Consider the following 17,604-nt stretch of genomic DNA (forward strand, 5'->3'; position numbering starts at 1 on the left):
AACTGGGCGAACCCTTCCGCCGCGACGCCATGAAAAAACCCGTCGCCGTCGCAGGCGTCGACGCCGCAGACATGACACCGCAGGTCGAGGCCTGATCGCAGTGAAGCCCCTGCATCAAATTCTTGGGGCTGCGACCAGTTCCAAAAAGATCATCGCCCTTTCCGAGGGCGATGATCCACGTGTTGTAGAAGGTGCGCTTAAAGCGCGTGCCGAGAACGCCGCCGAAATCATCCTTGTCGGCGATCACGCGCAAGTGGCAGCTCTGCTGGCCGAGAAGGGCGGAGCAGACGTTGACGGGATCGAGATTCACGATCCGACCACGTCCCCCCATACGGATCGGTTTGCCTCGGCCTATTATGAGCTGCGCAAGCACAAGGGCATGACGCCCGAAAATGCGCAGAAGCTGATCCGGAACCGCCTGAACTATGCCGCGATGTTGGTGCATCTGGGACTGGCTGACGGTACGGTTGGGGGTGCGGTCGAAACCACATCAGATACCGTGCGCGCCGCTTTGCAGATCATTGGCAAGGCTCCAAACGCCCATATGGTGTCCAGCTTCTTTCTGATGATCTACGACCGCGACCATCACGCGGTTCAGGGCGCCCACATATTTGCCGATTGCGGTCTGGTCGTCGATCCCGACGAACGGGAACTGGCCGAGATCGCACAGGCCTCTGCCGCGTCCTACCATGCGCTGACAAGTCACGAGCCACGCGTTGCAATGCTGTCCTTCTCGACCAGCGGCAGTGCCAACCACCCCAAAGTGTCAAAGGTGGTCGAGGCCACCCGTATCGCCAAAGCCGCCAGCCCACACCTGTTGATCGACGGAGAACTGCAGTTCGATGCCGCTTACGTACCTGAGGTGGCAAGCAAGAAGGCCAAAAACTCGCCGCTGGAAGGGAAGGCCAATGTATTTGTGTTCCCAAATCTCGACGCTGGCAATCTTGGCTACAAGATCGCGCAGCGCATAGGAGGGGCCGAGGCCATCGGGCCGGTTCTGCAAGGGTTGGCGAAACCCGCAAACGACCTGTCACGCGGCTGTTCAGCCGATGATGTGCTGCATATGATCGCCGTGACAGCGGTTCAGGCACAACACACTGAGACACAAGAAAAAACCGGGTAAAGCCGGTCAAAATACAATTTCGACCTGACCGGAATGCCAGAAGGGTCTGATAACCAGCAAAAGGGACTCCCATGAACCAGCCCGTTATCGACACATCGCCTAAGGTCTCGGACGAGGTCCGGAAAACTACGTGCTACATGTGTGCCTGTCGTTGCGGCATCAACGTCCACATGAAGGACGGCAAGGTCGCTTATATCGAAGGCAACCGCGACCATCCGGTGAACAAGGGTGTTCTTTGCGCCAAGGGCAGTGCCGGGATTATGCAGGTCAATGCACCATCCCGCCTGCGCAAGCCCCTGCGCCGAGTCGGTCCACGCGGTTCGGGTGAATTTCGCGAGATCGAATGGGATGAGGCGATCAGCACCGCCGTCGGCTGGCTGAACGAGTTGCACGAGACTGCGCCGCAAAAACTGGCGTTTTTCACCGGTCGCGATCAGAGCCAGAGCTTCACGTCATTCTGGGCACAGAATTTTGGTACTCCGAACTATGCCGCACATGGCGGGTTTTGTTCCGTCAATATGGCGGCGGGCGGAATCTACACAATGGGCGGCGCCTTCTGGGAGTTCGGACAACCCGATTGGGACCACACAAAACTGTTCATGCTGTTCGGCGTGGCCGAGGACCATGACAGCAACCCGATCAAGATGGGCATCGGCAAGATCAAGGCGCGCGGCGCGCGGGTGATCGGGGTGAATCCGATCCGCTCTGGCTATAACGCTGTCGCCGATGACTGGGTCGGGATTACACCCGGCACCGATGGTCTGTTCATCTTGTCTCTGATCCACGTGCTGATGAAGGCGGGTAAGATCGATCTGGACTACCTCAGCCGCTACACCAACGCGCCGGTTCTGGTGAATGCAGCCGACGGTCCCGAAAAGGGTCTGTTCCTACGCGACGCCGATGGCAAGCCTCTGGTCATCGACCGCGTCACGGGTAAGCCAACCGCATTTGACAAACCCGGCGTCCGCCCGGACCTGTCAGCCACCTACGAAAAGGACGGCGTCACTCATCGTCCGGTCTTCCACCTGATGGCCGAGAAGTACCTCTCTGACGATCACGCCCCCGAATCCGTGGCAGAGCGCTGCGGCATTCCCGCGAAACGCATCCGTGCCATCGCCGCCGAAATTGCCCGTGTGGCCTTTGATGAGGCCATCGAACTGGACCACGAATGGACCGATTTCCGGGGGGAAAAGCACTCGAAAATGACCGGCCGCCCGGTCAGCTTCCACGCCATGCGCGGCATCTCAGCCCATGCCAACGGCTTCCAGACCTGCCGTGCGTTGCACGTCCTGCAGATCCTGCTGGGCACGGTCGAGGTCCCCGGCGGCTTCCGCTTCAAACCGCCCTACCCCAAACCGATTGAAGCCCACCCCAGCCCTCACGGTGACCGTAGGCCCGGGCGCCCGTTGGAAGGTCCGCACCTGGGATTTGTGCGTGGCCCCGAAGACCTGCTTATCGACGACTGTGGTACGCCGCAGCGCATCGACAAAGCATTCACCTGGGAAAACCCGATGTCGGCCCACGGGCTGATGCATATGGTGATCTCGAACGCTGCTGCGGGCGATCCATACAAGATCGACACGCTGTTCATGTACATGGCGAACATGTCTTGGAACTCGTCCATGAACACCAAGGGCGTGATGGAGATGCTGACGGCCCGTAACGAGGACGGCAAATACGTCATCCCCAAGATCATCTATTCCGATGCCTATTCCTCGGAAATGGTGGCCTATGCCGACCTGATCCTGCCCGATACCACCTATCTGGAAAGGCACGACTGCATCTCGCTGCTGGACCGCCCGATCTGCGAGGCTGATGCTGCCGCCGACGCGATCCGCTGGCCGGTGATCGAGCCCGACCGCGATGTGCGCGGGTTCCAGTCGGTTCTGATCGAACTCGCCAACCGCATGAGCCTGCCGGGTTTCACCAACGAAGATGGCACGCCCAAGTGGAAGGACTACGCCGACTATATCGTCAACCACCAGCGAAAGCCGGGCATCGGCCCTCTGGCCGGCTTCCGGGGTGAAAACGGTGACAAGGAAGGGCGCGGAGAGGTCAACCCGGACCAATTGAACCGCTATATCGAAAACGGCGGCTTCTACGTCGCGCACATCCCCGAAGGCGCAGATTACTACAAACCATGGAATACGGCATATCAGGATTGGGCCGTGGGGATGGGGATTTATGACAGCCCGCAACCCTACCTGTTCCAGCTTTATTCCGAGCCGATGCGCAAATTCCAACTGGCTGCCGAAGGGCACGGAAAACGCCAACCGCCCGAGCATCTGCGCCAACGCATCAAAGACACGATGGACCCGCTGCCGATCTGGTATGAAACCGACCAGCAGGGCAACGAAGGCTTCACCGTCAACGCGCTGACCCAGCGCCCGATGGCCATGTATCACAGCTGGGGCACCCAGAACGCGTGGCTGCGCCAACTGCACGGGCGTAACCCGCTTTATGTCCCGTCCAAACTGATGCGCGAACACGGGCTGCAGGACGGCGACTGGGCCAAGGTCACGTCTCCGCACGGGGAAATCACCGTTCCGGTTATGGAGATGGCTGCGCTGAACGAAAACACCGTCTGGACCTGGAACGCGATTGGCAAACGCAAGGGCGCATGGGCTTTGCAAGAGGATGCGCCAGAAGCGACCAAAGGCTTCCTTCTCAACCACTTAATCCACGAATTGCTTCCACCCAAAGGCGATGGACAACGCTGGGCCAATTCGGACCCGATCACCGGGCAGGCCGCATGGTTCGACCTGAAAGTCAAAATCGAAAAAGCCGAAGCCCCCAGCGATGCCGAAAGCCAGCCCGAATTTGCACCGATCAAATCACCTGTGGGCACCGGTCCGAAAGACCTCGCATGGAAGGTCGGCAAATGACCCGGATCCGCACTTCATCTGGCCATAAATACCTCGGGGGTGAATTGAGCCGCAGGCTCAAGAGGGGGCTGGCCCCCTGCCCCGCCCACCAAAGCGGAGGCACCCTGACATGACGCAACTCCCCCAATCCACCGAGCGCAAAATGGGTCTGGTCATCGACCTGGATACCTGTGTCGGTTGCCATGCCTGCGTGATCTCGTGCAAAGGCTGGAATACCGAAAACTACGGCGCACCCCTTTCTGATCAGGACGCCTATGGCGGCAACCCGTCGGGCACCTTCCTGAACCGTGTGCATTCTTACGAGGTCACACCAGCCGAGGGTCACGCCCAACTGATCCACTTCCCCAAATCCTGCCTGCATTGCGAAGACGCCCCATGCGTGACCGTTTGCCCAACGGGGGCCAGCTACAAGCGGGTCGAAGACGGCATAGTTCTGGTCAACGAAAGCGACTGCATCGGCTGCGGTCTCTGCGCCTGGTCCTGCCCATACGGCGCGCGGGAACTGGACGTGGCAGAAGGCGTGATGAAGAAATGCACCCTCTGCGTCGATCGCATCTACAACGAAAACCTGCCCGAGGTGGATCGCGTCCCCTCCTGCGTGCGCACCTGTCCGGCAGGCGCGCGTCACTTCGGAGACCTTGGCGACCCCAACAGCGACGTCAACAAACTGGTGGCCGAACGCGAAGGCATGGATCTGATGCCCGAAATGGGCACCAAACCCGTCAACAAATACCTGCCGCCCCGGCCCAAGGATCAAATTGAGGACCAAATCGACATTCTGGCCCCGCTGCTGGCCCCGGTTGCCGAAGAACCCAAAGGCTTCCTCGGCTGGCTCGACAAAACTCTGGAGAAGCTCTGATGCATCCGGCCCCTTCTGTCATCATCTTCACCACCTTTTCCGGGCTTGGTTTTGGACTGCTGTTTTTCCTTGGCCTCGGCCAACCCGCAGTGACCGGCTTTGTCGCGTTCGTCTTCTACGTCATCGCCTATGCGCTGGCGGTTGGCGGGCTGCTGGCCTCGACCTTTCACCTGGGGCATCCCGAACGCGCTTGGAAAGCCTTTAGCCAGTGGAAATCCAGTTGGCTTAGCCGCGAAGGGGTTTGCGCTGTTGCTGCGTTACTTATCATGGGCCTCTACGCGCTTGGAGCCGTGTTCGCGGGCAGCCACTGGGCAATCTTCGGTTGGCTCGGCGCGATCCTCAGCCTTGCTACCGTGTTCACCACGTCGATGATCTACACCCAACTCAAGACCATCCCGCGCTGGAATATGAACCTGACCCCGGCAATGTTCCTGTCCTTCAGCCTGGCCGGTGGTGCGCTTTTTTCCGGGGCCGAAGCACTGGCACCGTGGTTGCTGGCCATTGCCGGTGCTGTTCAGCTTGCCTATTGGGCGAAGGGCGACGGAGCCCTGGCCCGGTCCGGCACCAATCTGGGCACCGCCACTGGTTTAGGAGGCCGAGGAGCCGTCCGGGCTTTTGAGCCACCGCATACGGGAACCAACTATCTGTTGCGAGAATTTGTCCACGTGGTCGGACGCAAACACGCACAGAAACTGCGCATGATTTCCTTTGGGTTGGCGTTTGTCCTGCCCCTGCTGCTGATCCTGATCCCGGTCTCGGGGGTTGCGATCAAGCACATATTGGCTCTGCTCGCGGTGCTATCGCATCTGACCGGTGTGGTGGTGTCGCGCTGGCTGTTCTTCGCACAGGCAGAACACGTCGTCGGCCTGTATTACGGGAAACGGTGAAGGGGGCTCTGCCGCCGCCGCGGCAAGCCGCGACTCCCCCGAGGTATTTTGGCCAGATGAAGTTGGGATCCTGAAAAGGAAAAGGGCGACACTCAGAGATGTAGCCGCCCGTTTTAAATTCGGGATTTCGTTCAGATCAGGCCAGCATGCGCCATTGCAGCATCGATGGCAGCTTTGGTGCTGTCCTCCAGCGAGGTCAAGGGCGAGCGAACCTCGGTGCTGCACAGGTCCAATTTGCTGAGCGCGTATTTTGCACCAACCAACCCCGGTTCGATGAAGATCGCTTCGTGCAGTGGCATCAGGCGGTCTTGGTATTCCAGCGCTTTGGCATAGTCACCGGCCAGTGTTGCCTGCTGGAACTCGGCGCATAGCTTTGGCGCCACATTTGCTGTGACCGAGATACAGCCGACCCCACCATGCGCGTTGAAGCCCAGTGCGGTGGCATCCTCGCCCGACAGTTGGCAGAACTCAGGCCCGCAGGAGGCGCGTTGCTGGCTAACCCGCGCCAGATCACCGGTGGCATCCTTGACGCCCACGATGCGCGGCAACTGCGCCAGTTCACCCATGGTATCCGGCGTCATGTCGATCACCGACCGGCCAGGGATGTTGTAGATGATGATTGGGATATCCGCGCAGTCATGCAGCGCGCGGAAATGCGTGATCAGCCCCTTTTGGGTGGGCTTGTTGTAGTAGGGCGTCACGACCAGCGCCGCATCGGCACCGATCTTTTCTGCGAATCGCACAAAGCGGATCGCTTCGACCGTGTTGTTAGACCCCGCACCGGCGATAACCGGCACACGACCGCCTGCAGCTTTGACAACCTCTTCCACGACAGTTTCGTGCTCTTCGTGGCTGAGTGTTGGGCTTTCGCCAGTTGTACCCACGGGAACCAGCCCGGTCGAGCCTTCCTGAATCTGCCATTCCACCAAGTGTTTGAGCGTCTTCAGGTCCAACTCGCCGTTTGTGAACGGGGTGACGAGGGCTGGCATTGAGCCTTTGAACATGACACGCTCCTTAGGGTGCAGTTTGTGTTTTTTGTGCCCAAGGATCGTCACATTCATGGCGATGTGAGTTGATACCGTGGGCACAAGGTTTATCCTAAATGGCTCTATCCTTGGTTGGTTGGGAAATGCAAGGCATGACACGCGTTCTGGCGCTTTTGATAGCAATGATTCTTGGGTCAATCGGGCAAGCACAGGCCGACTCGGTCGGTGATCTGCGCGCCGGTATGAATGAGATGCGCAAGGGCGACTGGAATGAAGCCTTGCGGGTGTCAGGCCAGCGCGGCTCGGTCAGCCGCGATATCATTGTCTGGCACTGGCTGCGCGAAGGGTTTGGCAGTTCTGGTGATGTGCTGGTGTTTCTGGATCGTCGGGCGGATTGGCCGGGTCTGGCGTGGTTGCGGCGCAAGAGCGAGCCTGCCTTTACAGGGGCCGATCCCGACCGGGTTCTGAAGTTTTATGCCGAGGTGCCACCACAGACCGCCGAAGGCGCACTGAACTATGCTGTCGCGCTGAAGGCAAAGGGCCGTCAGGGCGATGCCGAGGCCGACCTTGTGGCCGCATGGCGCACAATGCCGATGGGTAAGGGCCTCCAGAAGAATTATCTTGAGAATTTCGGCAAGCTTCTTAGGCCCCACCACGCGGCAAGACTGGACCGGATGCTTTGGGACAATCATCTGGTCAGCGCGGGGCAGATGCTGCCACTGGTCAGCACAGATCAACGCAAGCTGGCCGAGGCACGCATTGCTTTGCAAAAACGTCAGCCTGGTGTCGACGGCAAAGTTTCCGCCGTACCGAAATCTGTCGCCAACTCGCCCGGGTTGGCCTTTGACCGGTTTGTCTGGCGTGACAAGAAAGAGCTGGACGACAGCGCGATTGACCTGATGCTGGCGCGCTCGACCGGGCCGGATGCCCTGGGCGAGCCGGACAAATGGGCCGAGGGCCGTCGCCGTCTGGCCCGCCTTGAGATGCGCAACGGCAGTGCGAACCGGGCTTACCAGATCGCCGCCAACCACCACATGACGCCGGAAATGGGCTATGCCTATGCCGACCTCGAGTGGCTGGCCGGTTTCCTTGCGCTGCGCAAGCTGAATGATCCCGCGACGGCGGTACGGCATTTCCAGAACTTCTCGGGCGCAGTGCAGTCACCGATCTCGAAAGGACGCGGCGGGTACTGGCTGGGCCGGGCCTATGCCGCAAAAGGTGACGCAGACAAAGCCTATGAGGCGTACGCGACAGGCGCCGATCATCAGACCTCGTTTTATGGATTGTTGGCGGCCGAACGGATCGGACGACCCTTTGACACTGAGTTGGCTAATCCCCGCCGGGCACCGCATTGGAAACAGGCAGAGTTCGCCGATTCCAGCGTGCTGGAGGCTGGTTTGCTGTTGTTGCGTGCAGGTGAAGATAATCTGTCCGAGCGCTTCCTGACCCATCTGGTTGAGGAATTGGATCAGGTGCAGGCCACGCAGCTGGGCGATCTGGTGGTCGAACTGAAAGAGCCGCATCTGGCCGTCATGATCGCCAAACGCGCGGCCAAAACCGGCGTTGTTCTGCCCGCTGCCTATTACCCGGTGCATCCGGTGGCAGATATGGGTCTGCCGATGGCAAAAGAGATGACACTGGCGATCGCCCGCCGCGAGAGCGAGTTCGACCCTGTGGTGGTCAGCGGTGCCGGCGCGCGTGGGTTGATGCAGGTGATGCCCGCTACGGCACAACTTGTGGCCAAAGAGCTGGGCATTCTCAGTGGGCACAAGACCTCCAACCTGACCAGAGACTGGCAGTACAACGCCAAGTTGGGCGCAAATTACCTCTCGGGTCTGGCCGCTAACTTTAACGGCAATGTGGTGATGATGGCGGCGGGCTATAACGCCGGGCCGCGGCGTCCGATTTCGTGGATGGATCGGTATGGTGACCCCCGCGCCGGTGAGATCGAGGTGGTCGACTGGATCGAAACCATCCCCTTCAGCGAGACCCGAAACTACGTGATGCGGGTGGCGGAAAGCCTGCCCGTCTATCGCGCGCGGCTGGGCAAACCCGCGCTGCCGATCCCGTTCTCGCAGGAATTGGTTGGGTCAACGTTGGCGTCGTTCGCGCCATAAGGTGAACAGGCCCGCACTGACGACAAGCACTGCGCCCAGGACTACCTCTGGTCGCAGCTCCTCGCCAAAGACTGACAGACCGATAATGGACGTCCATATCAAAAGGAAATAGGCGAAGGGCTGCACCGCGCTGGCCTCGGCCTTTTCATAGCATTTGATCAGCAACCAATGGCCGCTTACTCCGGTGATGCAAAGCGCTGCCATCCACACCCAATCCGCGCGCACCATCGGTTCCCAGAACCACATCCCCACAAGCGTTATAGCCACGGCCCCAGCAATGCCAGTCCAGAAGAAACTTGTAACAGCGCTGTCTTTGCGGGCGACATATCGCGTCAGCAATGCGTAGACCGCAAACATCAGCGCCGACAGCAATGGTAGGACGGCCCAGGGATTGAAGACGCCAGCACCCGGCTGCAACATGACCAGAACACCGATGCAACCGACGCAAATCGCCGACCAGCGTCGCCAACCGACTTTTTCACCCAGAACCGGCCCGCTAAGGGCGGCGACCAAAAGCGGGTAGCAGATGAAAACAGCCGTGCTGTCGATCAACCCCAACACCGTGAAGGCATAAACGGCAACGCAGATCTCGGCCGCGAGCAATACGCCCCGAAACACCTGCAAACCCAACTGGCTGGTTTGCTTCGCGGCTTTCAGACCGCCGGGCGCACGCGCGGCTATGGCGACCACAAAGGCCGCAAAGAACCAGTAGCGGATCATCACGACCATATAGGTGTTATACGACCCCGCCAGATAGCGCGAGATGCCGTCCTGTGCGGCAAACACAACCGTCGCGGCGATCATCAGCGCGATACCCGCGCGCGCATTATTCTGCTGCGTCATGCCCGGATCGCCCGTGTCATGTGGCGTTTTCGTCCGTAGCCGGGGGTGCGGGTGACGGTGAAGCCCGCCTCCTCCAGCCCGCGCCGGACAAACCCGGCGGCGGTATACGTCGCCGCTGTACCGCCCTGGGCCGTGTGGTCGGCCACATGCTGCATCAAATCGGCGCCCCACAGTTCCGGGTTTTTAGCCGGTGAAAACCCGTCCAAAAACCACGCATCGGCCTTGCCGGTCCAAACAGGTAACGTCTGGCGCGCATCCCCTTCGATGACCTCAAGATGCAAGGTGCCCAGATTGCATGCCCCTCCCTGCCACTTTGCCAGAAAACGTTCGCTCCAAGGGGCCAACTCAGGGAAAGCCGCCAGCGCGCGGGACATATCGTCCGGCGCCATCGGGAAAGCCTCGAAGCTGGTAATGGTCAATGGGCTGGTCTGGCCAGATTTTTCCCACTCGGCCCAGACGGTTAGCATATTCAGTCCGGTGCCAAAACCCAGTTCGGCAATGCGAAACCCCGGCGCGAAACGCGCAGGCAGATCATTGCCCGCCAGAAACACATGCCGCGTTTCCTCCTGCCCGTTTTGCAACGAGTAGTAGGGATCGTCGAAACGATCCGAGACTGGGATCTGATCCTCGGTCCATGTCAGTTCGGCGCGCTGGTCTGCCATCGGGGAATCCTGTAGCTAAGCGGCGCGACACTGAACAAGGAAAAGGGGAATGGCAATGGTCGATGTAACGGTGCGCGGCGCGGGCATCTTTGGCCTGTCCATCGCCTGGACCTGCGCCCGGCGCGGTGCCAAGGTACAGATCGTCGATCCCTTCGGCCCCGGCGCTGGGTCCAGCGGAGGGTTGGTTGGCGCCCTTGCCCCCCATGTGCCCGAGAACTGGAACGCCAAGAAGGCCTTACAGTTTGACAGCCTGATCATGGCTGAACCGTTCTGGACGCAGGTCGAAGCCACTGGCGGCGTTTCCCCTGGCTACGCGCGGCTGGGCCGGTTGCAACCTATCGCCGACGCCCGCACGCTTGAGCTTGCCCATGCCCGTGCCGTTACCGCAGACCAGCTCTGGCAGGGCCGCGCGGAATGGCGAGTGGTTAAGACCGGCGCGCTGGGGTCATGGTGCCCACCCAGCCCAACCGGGTTCGTGATCCACGACACGCTCAGCGCCCGCATGCACCCGCGTCGCGCCTGTGCCGCGCTGGTCTCGGCGCTGGCGGTGATGGGGGTCAACGTGATGACGGATGCTCCGGACAAAGGGCAGGTCGTCCACGCCACCGGTCTGACGGGCTTGCGTGAACTAAACGTCGCATTCGGAAAAACCGTGGGCAACGGCGTCAAAGGGCAAGCCGCGCTGCTGAGGTTCGATGCGGGTGAGGTTCCGCAGCTGTTCGCGGACGCGATTCACTTCGTACCCCACGCGGATGGCACCTTGGCGATCGGGTCTACATCAGAGCGAGACTACGACGATCCAACCAACACCGATGCAGTGCTGGACGACGTTTTGGACCGCGCCATGCGCGCGGTGCCGGTGCTGCATGGCGCGGAAGTAATCGAAAGATGGGCCGGTGTACGCCCCCGCAGCAAAAGCCGCGCGCCAATGTTGGGCCTGCATCCGCTGCACAAAGGCCAGTTCATTGCGAACGGAGGCTTCAAGATCGGCTTTGGCATGGCCCCAAAAGTGGCCGAGGTCATGGCCGATCTGATTCTGGAAGGGCGCGATACCATCCCAGACGAATTCCGGCCCGAAGCGTCACTCTGACTGGGCTACAGCCTCAGCCGTCATACACTGCCGGCCGTCCGGCCCGCGCACCCAAAGCGAAGGGCCAGCCCGGCACAGGGTCGCGGCTTCGAAATGCATCAATGGGGCGGTCGCGCGAAAGGAAAACTGCGCCAGTGGCCCCATCAGGTCTTTGGCAAACAGCATCAGAAGCTGCGCCAATAGCGGGCCATGCACCACCAATCCGGCATAGCCTTCAACATCGCGCGCGTAATCCAGATCATAGTGAATACGGTGTCCGTTGAAGGTCAGTGCAGAATAGCGAAATAGCAAGGTGGAACCGAAAGTCGCCTCGCGCTGGTCTGTCTCATCGGTGCGGGCCATTGGAGGGGTCGGTCTGACCTCGTCGGCAGCCGGATCCTGACGATAGACCAGATCCTGCCATTCAGTCAGGCACAGGGCACCGCCCTGCCAGATTTCATGCCGCAGTGTAACGAACCCCAGCGGCCCGGTTCGGCCAGTCTTAGAAGTTGCATCCTCGCAAGTGGATCGTCGCTCGGCCACGTGCCCGGCGACTAGAGGGGCGTTGAACACCAATCGCCCACCTGCCCACATACGGCGGGGTAGGCCCATGTCGGGGATCAGGCCGCCGACCTTCGGATGACCATCCCGGCCCAACTGTTCCGGCGGGTGAGGGGACCAGAAATACAGTTGATGAAAAAACGGTGGCAGCGGCATGCCAGCCTCAACCGACACATCCCGCCCCAGCGCCACTTGCAGCGCTGTGGCGCGGGCCGGGTCCATTACGTCGGTCTGAACTTCTTCTGACATGGCGGCAGACTAGGCAGCCCGGGCCGAGCAAACAAGCGTTAGAACCCCGCTTCGGCCCGAAGCTTTTCCATCAGGGTCTGCAGGCTGCTTTCATAGCGGTCGCTGGTCAATTTCCCCTGTTCGTCAAACTCGTTCGAGCTGTTGGCCAGATGAATTTCCGGCCCCTGCAAGATACGCGGCTGGAAGGGCACCATATAGCTGCGCAACACCATCTGCGCGCGCTCACCACCAGCGCGGCCCGCCGCCGCCGACATCACGGCCACGGGCTTGTCGGCCCAAGGGCGACCATCGGTCCGACTGACCCAGTCCAGTGCGTTTTTCAGAACCCCGGACGGACCTTTGTTGTATTCGGGGGTCGAGATGATCACCGCATGCGCCCGCGCGATCTGGTCGGCCAGGGTTTGGACTGCTGCGGGAATGCCCTCGCCGTTTTCCAGATCGCCATCGTATAGCGGCAGGTTCAGGTCCGCCTCGATATGAGTACCGGGATCGAACAACCGCGCTGCCTCGCGCAGAAGTTTTCGATTGGTCGCGTTTTGGCGCAATGAGCCTGATAGGCTCAGTAGGATCGGTTCGGACATTGGGAACTCCGTTATGGTGTTTCTCAATAGCTAGCCCAAGCAGCGCGCGTGCCAAAGGCCAAGTGACGCGCAGTCAATGTGCAAAAAAGGGCACCCGAAGGTGCCCTGCCTATTATGTGCGACCATTGGGGATGATCTCGATGTCGACCCGACGGTTCCGGGCCTTGCCCTCGGGCGTCAGGTTCGAGGCGGCTGGCCGGCCTTCACCCAGACCAATCGTTGAAATCCGGGCGCTGCTGACACCATTGGCCTGAAGAATGTCGGCCACAGACTGAGCACGGCGTTCGGACAGGGCCTGATTATAAGATGCCTCACCATCACTGTCGGTATTGCCGATGACCTGAACGTCCGAATTGGGGTACCTCGTCAGGTTCTGCCCCACCCGCACCAGATCAGCGCGCAGCGCCGGGCGCACGGTCGCGCTGTCGGTGTCAAAGGAAATATCGTTCGGGACGGTAACGATCAGACGGTCGCCCGCGTTGGTGATCGTGATACCGTCATTGGCCAGCTGCTGCCGCAGTTCCGCCGCCTGCCTGTCCAGCTGATTGCCAACCAGACCGCCGCCGGCTGCACCGATGGCCCCACCGGCCAGCGCGCCCAGCAACGGGTCGGAATCATTTGCGATCGCGCCGACGCCAGCGCCGACCAAACCACCCAAAAGCGCACCCTGTTTGGTGTTTTGGTTAGGGTCGGCAGGCAAATTCAGTGTGCCGGGATCGGTACACGCGCCCAAAAATACGGCCGAACATAGCCCCGCGGACAAAACAAACTTGGAAATCGTCATGGTTTCACCTTCTGCTCCGGCGCCCGTTCGCCGGACGCGTATTGTTTGGTGCAGTATATCGCGGTGCCCGCAGGCGGGCTCAAGCAACAATCCGGTGAAATAGGCGAATACCCGCCGCTTACGACGCGTCGGCTATTGCATCCCAGTGGTTCTGTTCCTGCCAGATCGCACGCAAGGGCTCTCCTTGCCCGCAAAAGTGGTCATCGGTCAGCGTGCAGGCCCAAATACGATCGGTGCGAAAATGTCTAAAACCGTTCCGCAATTCGCACCACGCGACCAGCATGGTGCATTCGATGTGATAGATCAGCGCCACGGGGCGAACAACACGTTCGGTCCGTTCACCCTGGGCGTTCTCATAGGTGATACGGATCTTACGTTCGCTGCGAATAGCCTCGCGGTAGTTCACCACGGGGACACACCCCTTTTCCGGGTCATCCAACGGCGCGCCCCATGGGGCGACCTGCAGCCAATCGGCGGGCACACGCAATGCTTCGATCTTTCGGCACACACGGTTGGCGGCCTGTTGCAAAGTGCTGTCGCCCGTGCGGGCCAGCATCGAGAGACCGACCCAGAGCGCCTCGACCTCCTCGGCGTCAAAGTTCAAAGGCGGCAAGTCATAGCCGCGCCGCATCAGGTATCCGATCCCGGCTTCGCCCTCAATCGGGGTGCGCTGCGCTTGCAGGGCGGCGATATCGCGATAGACCGTGCGCGCCGACACTTCGAGCTTTTCGGCCAACGCCTCGGCTGTCACCGGAGCATCGGCGGCACGCAATATCTGGATGATCTCGAACAGGCGGGTGGAACGGCGCATGGGGGTCTCCGGTTGATCTGCTGACACTCTAGCACACCCCCCTGACAACGCGGTGTCAGCAGTGATGCGCAAAGCTGGGCCTCAATAGAAAGGAGATCACCCATGCCAAGCCGCGACAATCACGTGATGATGACCCTGAAACTGGACCGCTGGGCACAGGACCACACCCTGCGCGCGTTTGAGATCGAACGCGAGATCATGGCCGCGCGTCAACCCTGCACCCCGCCCAAACGGACAAAACGGTTCTCGCTGGGCAATCTGAAGATGCTGTGGACCAGTACGGCCTGAAGATCAGAAATCCGCTTTGGCGCGGAACTTCATGGAAACCCCGCCCTCGGGGCTTTTCAGTCGCAATTCCTCAGAATGCAGCATCAGGCGCGGGAAGTCCCGCGCCAGGCCTTCGGCATAGAACGGGTCACCCAGGATAGGGTGGCCCAGCGCCTGCATATGCACCCGCAATTGATGCGACCGGCCCGTCTTGGGGAACAAGCGCACGCGCGTCGTCTCCCCTTCGTATTTGACCACGCGCCAATCTGTGACGGCTTGTTTGCCCGTTTCATGGCACACCATCTGCCGGGGGCGGTTGGGCCAATCCACGATCAACGGCAGATCGACGGTTCCAGTCTTCTCGGCAACCCTGCCCCAGACACGCGCCACATAGGTCTTGCGGGTCTGGCGGTTCTCGAATTGCATGCTCAGGTGCCGCTGCGCATGGGGGGTCTGGGCAAAAACCATGACACCAGAGGTATCCCGGTCCAACCGATGCACCAGCAGCGCCTGCGGAAATACCGCCTGTACCCGGTTCAATAGGCAATCGGCCAGATGCTCGCCCCGTCCCGGCACCGACAACAATCCCGAGGGTTTATTCACCACGATCAACTGCGCATCTTCGTGCAACACGTCCAAGGGGGTCATCGGGGGATCATAGGTCTCGCTCATGCGCGCCTGCCTATCGCAGCGCGCGACCTCCCGCAACGTCGGGCTTGCCTGAACGAAACGGTTCAGCAACTCTGCCTTCAAAGCGGAAGGAGAGACCATGCACCCCACAATCGAACGCATGCAGGAGGTAGTCGCCAAAGGCGATGAAAACCTGATCCAAGATTTGCTGGCCGAAGACGTGCGGTTTTCTCCACCAACATACTACAGCACCTGGACGGGGCGGGCGCCAGTGGCGGCGGTGCTGGGGCATGTGGGGCAGGTGTTCACGGATTTTCGCTATCGTCGCGTGATGGGTGAGGCCAAGGACTGGGCGCTGGAGTTTCAGTGCAAGGTCGGTGACCTGGACGCCGTGGGTGTCGACTTGATCACCCTGAACACGGATGGCCTGATACAGGACTTCGAGGTCGTCATGCGCCCCCTTAAAACCATCGACGCCCTGCGCGAGGCTATGATGGCGCGCATCATGACTGACGCGCGTTTCCTCGAATTCAAAAACGCGCTGACCTGACCATGCCTGTTGCCGCGGATCAATTGCTGCGCCTGCCTTTGCTGCCGGTTCTGGCAGCGCAGGGCGTTTCGGTACGTCGCAAGGCACAACTGCTTCCGGAACCCATTGGCCCGCGCGAAGGGCGCGACGGGCGCGGCCCTCGGCTACGCCTGTTGATCGCCGGAGACAGCTCTGCCGCCGGGGTCGGCGCAGGGACACAGACGCAAGCGCTCTCAGGGCAGTTGGTGGCCCGGCTGGCCAGGCATTATACCGTGGAATGGCGGCTTGAGGCGACAACCGGGCACACGACGCAGGACACAATCGACCGGCTGCGTGGGCTGAACACGAAGTTCGACATGGCTGTCACCGCGCTTGGCGTCAATGACGTCACCCGGGGCGTGACGCGCAGACGCTTTGTTGAGCGGCAAGGGCAATTGTTGGAACTTCTGACCGGCCCGATGGGCGTGCGGCGTCTGGTGGTGACCGGTGTTCCACAAATGAACCGTTTCCCGGCCTTGCCGCAGCCTTTGGCTTGGGTATTGGGGCGTCAGGCAGAGCGGCTGAATCAAGGTTTACAGCAGGTCGCGACCAGTTTTCCGCAAGCTCGTCACTTGGCCTTGAACCTGCCAGACGACCCGGCCCTGGCGGCGCCGGACGGCTATCATCCTAGTCCCAAAACCTATGCCATCTGGGCCGATGAGGCCGCGCAGCTACTGCGTCAGGCCTGAGCCCGCATCTGCCGGATCATCGGTATCGAATAGACCACTAGTGCCATCCAAATCAGCGGGAACGCGATCATCCGCCCACGACCGATCTGTTCCCCGAACACCGTGATGGCGGTGATAAAGATCATGGTTGGCGCGATGTATTGCAGTATTCCCATCGTGGACAACCGCACCAGCTTGGCCCCGTTTGCATAGACCAGCAAAGGCACAGCTGTCACCACACCCGCTCCGGCAAGCAGCATAGTATCGGTGGCACCTAATCCAAAATGCCCCGTTCCCTGCGCACCCAGCCAGGTGACATAGGCCAGTGCCGGAATAAGCAGGATCAGTACCTCAAGCAAAAAGCCTTGATTGGGACCAATGGGCAGCGACCGTTTGAAAAAGGCATAGAACCCCCAGGACACCATCAGACCTAGTGCAGCCCAAGGAAGGCTTCCGGCCTCGACAACCAGAACCAACACCCCTAACGCCGCAATTGCCACGGCCATCAGCTGCGTTTTCGTCAAAGGCTCGCGCAACAAAACGGCTCCCAATGCGATACTGAACAGTGGGTTGATGTAATACCCCAGCGCCGCATCCAAAGCATTTCCGCTGGCAATCGCCCAAACGTAAATCGCCCAGTTCACCGAGATTAGGGCCGCAGTCAAACAGGCCATCGCCAACATCTTTGGATTCGCCAGCGCCGCCTTCAGATCTCGTGTGCGACCCAATGCCACCAACAACACCCCAGCTATGGGTACCGACCAAATGATGCGATGCGCCACGATCTCAACCGGGCCTATATGCGCCATGGCCTTCATATACAGCGGCAGAAAGCCCCAAAGGACATAGGCTGTAACAGCCAACATCAAGCCTTTCGGCGTGTCTTCATTGTTTGGCGGAATAGGAGTGTCTGCCACGGCGGGTCTCCGACTGATACCGTTTTTCTCTACGGCAATTCAAACGGGTTTGGAAACCGTGAAAACTGTGAAGTCAGCCATCAGAAATTCTGATACGTCGCGCAGGTTCACACCTTTGGATATGCGAGGCTCTGCCT

At 60.4% G+C, this 17,604-nt stretch carries 18 protein-coding genes; 9 read left to right on the plus strand and 9 right to left on the minus strand.

Annotated elements, in window-relative coordinates; translation table 11 throughout:
- The first annotated feature begins 100 nt into the window (after window positions 1–100).
- The 4 genes from pta (at window position 101) to ACR0LN_RS13050 (ending at window position 5,754) form a co-directional block, all read left to right on the plus strand.
- Window positions 101–1,123: a phosphate acetyltransferase gene (gene pta, locus ACR0LN_RS13035; RefSeq protein WP_480430161.1), complete on the plus strand. Its 1,023-nt coding sequence runs from the start codon at window positions 101–103 to the stop codon at window positions 1,121–1,123.
- A gap of 71 nt (window positions 1,124–1,194) precedes the next feature.
- Window positions 1,195–4,008, plus strand: a complete 2,814-nt coding sequence (locus tag ACR0LN_RS13040) for a molybdopterin oxidoreductase family protein (RefSeq protein ID WP_480430163.1) — start codon at window positions 1,195–1,197, stop codon at window positions 4,006–4,008.
- A 109-nt stretch (window positions 4,009–4,117) separates the two neighbouring features.
- The gene (locus tag ACR0LN_RS13045; RefSeq protein WP_480430164.1) at window positions 4,118–4,867 is read left to right on the plus strand and encodes a 4Fe-4S dicluster domain-containing protein; all 750 of its coding nucleotides are present in this window, start codon (window positions 4,118–4,120) and stop codon (window positions 4,865–4,867) included.
- Window positions 4,867–5,754 carry a dimethyl sulfoxide reductase anchor subunit family protein gene (locus ACR0LN_RS13050; RefSeq protein WP_480430165.1) on the plus strand — a complete coding sequence of 296 codons (888 nt, stop codon included), beginning with the start codon at window positions 4,867–4,869 and terminating at the stop codon, window positions 5,752–5,754. Before ACR0LN_RS13045 ends, ACR0LN_RS13050 begins: the two co-directional genes overlap by 1 nt.
- A 131-nt stretch (window positions 5,755–5,885) precedes the next feature.
- Here ACR0LN_RS13050 and dapA read toward each other — a convergent pair whose 3' ends face one another.
- Window positions 5,886–6,758 (minus strand): 4-hydroxy-tetrahydrodipicolinate synthase, encoded by an 873-nt coding sequence (gene dapA, locus ACR0LN_RS13055; RefSeq protein ID WP_480430166.1) that lies wholly within the window; start codon window positions 6,756–6,758, stop codon window positions 5,886–5,888.
- A 134-nt stretch (window positions 6,759–6,892) separates the two neighbouring features.
- Between dapA and ACR0LN_RS13060 the strand changes: the two genes are divergently transcribed.
- Window positions 6,893–8,857: a lytic transglycosylase domain-containing protein gene (locus ACR0LN_RS13060; RefSeq protein WP_480430168.1), complete on the plus strand. Its 1,965-nt coding sequence runs from the start codon at window positions 6,893–6,895 to the stop codon at window positions 8,855–8,857.
- On the opposite strand, the gene ACR0LN_RS13065 is transcribed toward ACR0LN_RS13060, so the two are convergent.
- Both ACR0LN_RS13065 and mnmC2 read right to left on the minus strand, forming a co-directional pair.
- Window positions 8,831–9,700, minus strand: coding sequence for a DMT family transporter (locus ACR0LN_RS13065; protein WP_480430170.1), 870 nt, complete (start codon window positions 9,698–9,700; stop codon window positions 8,831–8,833). The two genes, ACR0LN_RS13060 and ACR0LN_RS13065, sit on opposite strands and share 27 nt — an antisense overlap.
- Window positions 9,697–10,362 carry a tRNA (5-methylaminomethyl-2-thiouridine)(34)-methyltransferase MnmC2 gene (mnmC2, locus tag ACR0LN_RS13070; RefSeq protein ID WP_480430171.1) on the minus strand — a complete coding sequence of 222 codons (666 nt, stop codon included), beginning with the start codon at window positions 10,360–10,362 and terminating at the stop codon, window positions 9,697–9,699. The genes ACR0LN_RS13065 and mnmC2 overlap by 4 nt, the downstream gene beginning before the upstream one ends.
- Window positions 10,363–10,411: 49 nt before the next feature.
- Here mnmC2 and ACR0LN_RS13075 point away from each other — a divergent pair, with 49 nt between their 5' ends.
- Window positions 10,412–11,452, plus strand: coding sequence for an NAD(P)/FAD-dependent oxidoreductase (locus ACR0LN_RS13075; protein ID WP_480430173.1), 1,041 nt, complete (start codon window positions 10,412–10,414; stop codon window positions 11,450–11,452).
- Here ACR0LN_RS13075 and ACR0LN_RS13080 read toward each other — a convergent pair.
- The 4 genes from ACR0LN_RS13080 to ACR0LN_RS13095 form a co-directional block, all read right to left on the minus strand.
- Window positions 11,444–12,241 (minus strand): HTD2 family dehydratase, encoded by a 798-nt coding sequence (locus ACR0LN_RS13080; protein ID WP_480430174.1) that lies wholly within the window; start codon window positions 12,239–12,241, stop codon window positions 11,444–11,446. The genes ACR0LN_RS13075 and ACR0LN_RS13080 overlap by 9 nt on opposite strands.
- A gap of 38 nt (window positions 12,242–12,279) precedes the next feature.
- Window positions 12,280–12,822, minus strand: coding sequence for an NADPH-dependent FMN reductase (locus ACR0LN_RS13085; protein ID WP_480430176.1), 543 nt, complete (start codon window positions 12,820–12,822; stop codon window positions 12,280–12,282).
- Window positions 12,823–12,934: 112 nt separating this feature from the next.
- Window positions 12,935–13,606 (minus strand): YiaD family glycine zipper/OmpA-like lipoprotein, encoded by a 672-nt coding sequence (locus ACR0LN_RS13090; RefSeq protein WP_480430177.1) that lies wholly within the window; start codon window positions 13,604–13,606, stop codon window positions 12,935–12,937.
- Window positions 13,607–13,724: 118 nt separating this feature from the next.
- A complete protein-coding gene (locus ACR0LN_RS13095) occupies window positions 13,725–14,417 on the minus strand; it encodes a helix-turn-helix transcriptional regulator (protein WP_480430179.1) in 693 nt (230 codons plus the stop codon).
- A 102-nt stretch (window positions 14,418–14,519) separates the two neighbouring features.
- Here ACR0LN_RS13095 and ACR0LN_RS13100 point away from each other — a divergent pair, with 102 nt between their 5' ends.
- The gene (locus tag ACR0LN_RS13100) at window positions 14,520–14,705 is read left to right on the plus strand and encodes a hypothetical protein (RefSeq protein WP_480430181.1); all 186 of its coding nucleotides are present in this window, start codon (window positions 14,520–14,522) and stop codon (window positions 14,703–14,705) included.
- Window positions 14,706–14,708: 3 nt separating this feature from the next.
- Here ACR0LN_RS13100 and ACR0LN_RS13105 read toward each other — a convergent pair whose 3' ends face one another.
- Window positions 14,709–15,356 (minus strand): RluA family pseudouridine synthase, encoded by a 648-nt coding sequence (locus ACR0LN_RS13105; RefSeq protein ID WP_480430182.1) that lies wholly within the window; start codon window positions 15,354–15,356, stop codon window positions 14,709–14,711.
- Between the two features lie 97 nt (window positions 15,357–15,453).
- On the opposite strand from ACR0LN_RS13105, the gene ACR0LN_RS13110 reads away from it, so the two are divergent.
- Window positions 15,454–15,864: a nuclear transport factor 2 family protein gene (locus tag ACR0LN_RS13110; protein WP_480430183.1), complete on the plus strand. Its 411-nt coding sequence runs from the start codon at window positions 15,454–15,456 to the stop codon at window positions 15,862–15,864.
- A gap of 2 nt (window positions 15,865–15,866) precedes the next feature.
- Window positions 15,867–16,571 carry an SGNH/GDSL hydrolase family protein gene (locus tag ACR0LN_RS13115; protein ID WP_480430185.1) on the plus strand — a complete coding sequence of 235 codons (705 nt, stop codon included), beginning with the start codon at window positions 15,867–15,869 and terminating at the stop codon, window positions 16,569–16,571.
- On the opposite strand, the gene rarD is transcribed toward ACR0LN_RS13115, so the two are convergent.
- On the minus strand, window positions 16,562–17,416 hold the full coding sequence (gene rarD / locus ACR0LN_RS13120; protein ID WP_480430363.1) for an EamA family transporter RarD: 855 nt from the start codon (window positions 17,414–17,416) through the stop codon (window positions 16,562–16,564). The two genes, ACR0LN_RS13115 and rarD, sit on opposite strands and share 10 nt — an antisense overlap.
- Window positions 17,417–17,604 lie beyond the last annotated feature (188 nt).

This window comes from Ruegeria sp. AA6, assembly GCF_056542865.1.